The following is a 6078-nucleotide window of genomic DNA, read 5'->3' as shown; positions in this document are numbered from 1 at the left end:
TATATACTTCCGTGCGCGTGGTCTTTCCGCTGGCAGTATGTGTATGTGTCACAGTGTTCGGCTTGCCGGTAAAAGTATAAACAGTGTTCGTCGTATCATAACCCTCCAGCAAATTGCCTTGAACCGTTTTTGTGATGCGTCCCTCAAAGTCATAATAATTAGCCGAATAAAGTTTTGTACTGCTGCCAAGAACAGTGATCACACTACCGGTGACATATCCTTTGGCATCGATTGTTGCCGCAGGAAAGCCGGCATTATCGAAACCGGTCAGACTACGGAAGGCATAGTCGTCATAATAGTTTACTCTATGGACTTCGGGCGACACCAAGGCAAAGCTTGATGTATATCCACTGTTACCCAAACCGCTGTTGCTATTCACCCGTGTACATGATACAATAACATTCGAAACTGCAGCCGTATTCGTATTGGAACAAACGCCCTGCACTGCCAGACGATGGAACTTATCATACAGATAGAAACTCCACTGCTTAGAGGCATACTGCTTGCCATCCTGGGAAAAGATCATATTGTCTGCCTCATCGTACACATAGCTCACGGCAGAAGCACCTGGAAGCTTTTTCCAATTACAACGGTTACGGTTGTCATATTTGTACTGGAAAGCATATTGATCCAGGTTTGACACACTCTGATACATCGGTTGTAATACGAAGCAAAGGTTATCCAAATCGTTATACACATAATAAGTATCATGCTGCTCGCTACCCTGCATCTGGCGTTCCAGCAATATATGGCCTTGTTTGTCTGTGAAAGTATAAGAAACATGTTGGTCTTCGTCAATACGTTTCACCACGCGCAACTGTCCGGCTGCATAAGTACCGTTGTTGACAAGTGCCCCAGACGAACTTACCGAATAGTTAATGCAATTCACATCGGAAGAATTAGCCAGATAATCCATAGTTACAGGTTTTGATGCCCATGCCGCTCCCGGAGAGTATCGCTTCAGAATGCGGTCTAATGGGGAAACACTGTAAACAGGCTTGCTGTAGGGACGGGAATCACTTGAATAGTTGCCCGGAGCCGCACTTTTGATAGCCGAAGGAGACATATAAACAGAGGAGGAAACAATTGGGAGCCAACTCTCCGAACGACGTCCTGCGCCATCATATTCTTGTAACGATATCAAATTACTTCCGGCAGGAGTAATTCCCTTTTGTACCTTCTGGAAGAGACGCCCCAAGCCGTCATAATAATCATAACTTGCCATATACTTGCTACCTGCTGCTGCAGTCATAGCATGGGTGCGAACGTAATTCTGCGAAGTGCCGTCAGGAGACCACTGATAGAAGTACGAGGCAATAGGATTTTGGTTATGATCCTGCACATCAGATAAACCACCCAAAGCATTATAGAGATAGAAATCCTTAAAACCAGTTGCTTTTCTTATCTCCTTCAGCCCATAAGAAGGATTGTGAAGCCAGGTTGTGACCTCGCATTCCGGAAAGGACGTTTTCAGTGCATAGAGGGCCGTCGTATTGGGTGAACCGGCAGAACACAAAGCATCCAAACCTGTTGTTCCGAGCCGAGACACTACTTCCGCATAAGTGATGCCTTTGAGACGGGCAATCGGCAAAGAATATTTATAGCCCCACAAATAGACCACAGACATGTTGTCGGGAGTAGTAACTTCCACCGGATTCCATTTACTATCATACCTATAAGAAACAGTTCTTTTCTCAGGATACAAACTACTATATTCTTCACTGGACTGCAAGGTGAATTTAGAAAAGACGTCCCCGTACGTATTATTCAGATACAGCGTCGCTCCTCCCGATGTTCGTTGGTAGTTCTGTACAGCATCAAGCACGTTATTAGCCTTGAATTCATCTTTGTAGGAAGAAACATCCGCTGCATAAGCATAGCTTTCCATTACATAGCCCGAACGGCTGGTACTTGTGCGGCAAGTAGCTATCTGGTTACGACTGTTGTAGGTATACAGTTTTTCCTGCGTCACCGGTACACCATGGGCATATTCCGTCGAAACTTCCCGTTTTAACCGTATATCATAGGTAAGATGCGGATATAAAGTTATCTCAAAACGTCCGTGATAAGCCAATGGATTTCTAAAGCTCACCGTCTGTCCTCCGATGTTTTCATTATAGGTGATACTGCCGGAATAGCAATTAACCGGACCCACATAGTTGTCCCTTACACGGATGTTGGTCAATTCTTGCCACTTGTTTGCAATCTCATATTCATAGGTGTCTTCCCATACCAAGATATTACCGGCATCATAGATGCTCTTTTTCAGTAGTCGCCCATTATAGTTGGCAGGCATATAAGCCAAGGTAGCATCATAATCCTGGCCGGCTATGTTACTGAATACGAGTTCCTCTCTCCCCGCATCCAGAAAATCGCGCTGCTTGACGACACGGCTGTAACCTACAGGATTGGCATTGGGCGCAGAAGCTGGTGGAGTTTGCGCCTGAGCATAAAAACGGCGGAAAGTGTGGTAACTGGTAGAAGGGCGTATCACTCCTTCAGGAGTTGTGGTATAGCTTCCGCGCCGGACATTAAAATCATCATAGAACTTGACTGAGAACATCAGAATGCCAGAGGTCTTGTGATTCTCGCTTTCATACAAGTAACCGGTACGTTCCAACACTTCACCTGTATTATTCTTTTTAGTAATGGTCTTGATTCTCACTCCTCCGCCAACTTTCTGCAATGTGTCTTTGTTTACTGCAGTTCCACCGCCTCTATAGGTCAAAGTAGCAGAACTGGCATTGCGGGTAGAATAACCTTGATTGGTAACTGCAGAACTCAATGTACTTGTCAGGACATAATCTCCCGCTTCCAATGTGAACGACTCGTTGACATGATACACATGCCCACTGGTATTTTGTGAAGTCACTTTGTACGATTTAATGACACTTCCTCCGGCACCGAGTTTCCGCAAAGTGGTTCCGGAGCCGGTGACTTGATTGACTTCATAATCGGGAAAATTGACTTGAGCATCCACCGTCACTACCTGCGTGGTGGGCAGAGTGAAAGTAGCGGAAGGCGTCACTATCAGGTCGTTGTTGTTGACAGTATTGACACCTTTGACTTGTGCGTCATACTTATTCAAATCCTCTGCAGAAATGAAACGATTGTCTCCTACAAAAGTGTGAGGTTCAAACTCAAACTCCACACTGCCGCCCGTAGGATATGTGATTTTCTTCAGCATATTGGCCGTAATATACTCCCGGCTACAATTTCTGACAGCGGTAGAACCGGATAAAGGAACATTCGTCAAACCTTCCAGGGAGGGAATCAATGTATGAACACGGTTTGTAAGCGTGGAAGTATTCTGCTGTCCATTGTAATATCCCCAATAGTCTATGGCAAAAGAAGTCTTATAAGGCAAGTTCACAGCTTCATTATAAGTGAATGTATGCTTTTCACCCTGCGAAGTGCCATTTTTTCGAAGTACAGAAAGCAGTTTCAGACGTTTACGAAGTACGCTGGTGGGTATGGTAGACGACGACCCATAATCGTCCGATGACAAGTAATTACCGCCGACTGATTGTTCGGGACAAATGAAGTAATCATAATTGAACTGGTAAGAATACACATCCTTCCCGTCCAACTTACTCTTTATTTTCATGTTTGTCAGTTTTCCGGTAGTTCCCGGATAGCGGTCTTCACGACTTCCCATCTCGAAAATCACTTCTTCCGTATCGGTTTCTATCTTGCTTAAATAGCAAGTCTGTGAAATGCCGGCAGTAAAGTTCCGTTTTATATAGTCATTGTCCGGAGGAGTACCTACGGTATAATACTCCGACATAACAGGCACCGAATAGCAACTGGCGGTAACATAGGTTAGAGTGATAGTATGTCCCGTCACATCCGTCATACTTGTCAGCATATAAGTCAAGGGAGCATTGGAAGTTACAAATGCATAAGGCCTGAAGGCATAAGATGTGCCTGCTTCATCTGTAATGATCACTTTTTCAGCACTATGCCACACTTTACAATTCATCCTGGAACCGATAATGACAGGAGTCTGACTTTTGGGGTGCAAGAAGTATTTGAATGATCTTCCTCCGGGCAATGCAACTTCAAATATATCTCTTTCACCTTGCCCTATAAGGCCTTCATTAATAATTCCATTGGTCGTATTACTCGTATTGGGGTCGAACATTAAATTTCCCCACAAATTCATCAGTTCCTCGGTCCCCGAACGGTAGTTCAACGTATCAGCACTCTGTACTTTCCAGTGATATTTTATTTTCTCCCATTCAGCCCAAGTAGCAAATGTACCAGAGGTCGCGTCTACCTTGCCCACAGCATTAAGGTTGACGCACCCTCCTGCCAAAAGATTCCAACCAAGACCTACCCACGTAGCTTCTTGAGCCACCTTGACTCCGCTCGCATGATAAGACAACGTAATGGGTAGTTCTATACGCCCACATTTAAGGGTATATAGCGGTATAGAGATATCAGGTGTTCCTGTGTATTCACTTACAGGAATGTTTCCATACAATTGCATACCTGCCGCTTCGGGAATAGCAGGTACATAATCATTTATCCGCAGAAGATGATTATTCATATCTCCACCGTCCTGTGCACGTACCGACTGCGTTGTACCACATAACATAAGAAGAGCTAACAATACTTTTATTCTATTTTTCATATTCAATGAAATTTATATATTTCTTAAATAAGTGCGCCTGAAGTAGGTATTTCGGCTTCCGGCACACTTTTTTAGTTTTGTAATACTTGTTTTTACAGTGGCATCGCCTGCACGCCCAGCACACTGGCTATGGTGGCAATGATGGTACCCACAATTTTCAAGATATCTTTCCAGGTTTCTTTGCTTATTTTCATAATTCCATGTTTTAAAGATGATTGTTCTAAAATTCTTTACTTACCTCGAAGCACGGACACTGCTTCACCCACTCCCACGGCTCCACCGTCCCATCTCCGTCCAAATCGGGACTGAGGTCGCGGTGGCCGCATACACGGGCATTCCGGAACTGTTGTAGCAGCTGGTACACCAGCAGGTGCAGGGCCGAACGCTGCTCCGGCGTACGGGTATCCTTCGGATTTCCCCGGGCATCCAGCCCGCCTTCGTAGCAGATACCTATCGAATACTTGTTGTGACCGCGGCAATGCGCACCGGGCAGTTCCAGGGAACGGGTTCCGAGCACGGTACCGTCTCTCCGGATATAGTAGTGATAGCCCGTCGTGCGGAAGCCACGGCGGCGGTGCTCGGACTCTAAAGCCTCGGGAGTGAGCACATGGCCCTCCCGCGTGGCGCTGCAATGCACCACGATGTAGTTGATTTTTCGCATAAGATTAGTTAGTGATTAATGATTGAAGATTAGTAATTTATGATTTGACGATTTACGATGTACGATTACTTTTCGTATCATAAATGCCTGCATAGGCGCGGTTATTTAGCAGTACGAATTTCAATCGTACATCGTAAATCGTCAAATCGTAAATGGCCTTATCCCAACGGATTTTCACCTTGGTCACCGTCGTTGCCACCCGAGCCACCGTCGTTGCCGCCCGAACCTGCCGTGTCCTGAAGGTCGAAGCGCACGCACTTCACCCCGGTCACCAGCGAACGGGTAGACACCGTATGGTCCAGATTACGCTTGGAGGTGGGCAGAAAACGCACTCGTAGTGTGGACTGGGTAGCCGACACCTTCAGAGGGTCTTCCACACCGTTCATGGTGGACTTCATCGTAAGGCGGAAAGTACCCAGACCGTCCAGCGTCACGCTCTCGGAAGACTGCAGGTGGCGAGTCATCACGGTCACCAGGTTGTCGATGACATTCTTCGAGTCACCCGTAGAGAGGGAAGACAACTCCGCAATCTCCTTGGCCACCTGCTCGGTGTCCACATTCCCCGTCAGCACCACGCGGGGATAAAAAAGCTTCTTGCCCTCTTTGTTGGCAAGAACCGACTGAAATGATTTGTAAATTACTGGCATAGTAGTTTTGTTTTAAAAATTAATAGTTTGTCTTGAAATTCAAGGATTCGTTTTTTTCAAATGAAACAACATTGTTTTATTTTCGTGTATTAAGCTTAACCACATTGCAAAGATAACGCTATCCGGAAAAGTGT

The 6078-nt window shown here is 45.6% G+C and carries 4 protein-coding genes; all 4 read right to left on the bottom strand.

Annotated features, from left to right (window positions below; all coding sequences use genetic code 11):
- Positions 1 to 4636 (bottom strand): DUF6443 domain-containing protein (locus tag DWZ67_RS20310; protein ID WP_243635190.1); only part of this gene is annotated, 4636 nt, incomplete at its 3' end.
- A gap of 92 nt (positions 4637 to 4728) precedes the next feature.
- Entirely contained in the window at positions 4729 to 4830 is a 102-nt protein-coding gene (locus DWZ67_RS20195) for a smalltalk protein (RefSeq protein WP_005825315.1), read from the bottom strand.
- 26 nt (positions 4831 to 4856) lie between these two features.
- Positions 4857 to 5297 (bottom strand): N-acetylmuramoyl-L-alanine amidase, encoded by a 441-nt coding sequence (locus DWZ67_RS18995; RefSeq protein ID WP_120139501.1) that lies wholly within the window; start codon positions 5295 to 5297, stop codon positions 4857 to 4859.
- 158 nt (positions 5298 to 5455) lie between these two features.
- On the bottom strand, positions 5456 to 5944 hold the full coding sequence (locus tag DWZ67_RS18990) for an HU family DNA-binding protein (protein WP_005825310.1): 489 nt from the start codon (positions 5942 to 5944) through the stop codon (positions 5456 to 5458).
- Positions 5945 to 6078 lie beyond the last annotated feature (134 nt).

Origin of the sequence: Bacteroides sp. AF34-31BH, from assembly GCF_003602795.1 — a bacterium.
GTDB lineage: Bacteria > Bacteroidota > Bacteroidia > Bacteroidales > Bacteroidaceae > Bacteroides > Bacteroides uniformis.
The sequence above is the reverse complement of the archived record's forward strand: the minus strand, read 5'-3'. Positions and strand labels throughout refer to the sequence as shown.

What these genes read in the sequence shown, in the direction of transcription:
- DWZ67_RS18995 (WP_120139501.1), bottom strand. Translation starts at nt 5,297, where the DNA reads ATGCGAAAAATCAACTACATCGTGGTGCATTGCAGCGCCACGCGGGAG.
- DWZ67_RS20195 (WP_005825315.1), bottom strand. Translation starts at nt 4,830, where the DNA reads ATGAAAATAAGCAAAGAAACCTGGAAAGATATCTTGAAAATTGTGGGT.
- DWZ67_RS18990 (WP_005825310.1), bottom strand. Translation starts at nt 5,944, where the DNA reads ATGCCAGTAATTTACAAATCATTTCAGTCGGTTCTTGCCAACAAAGAG.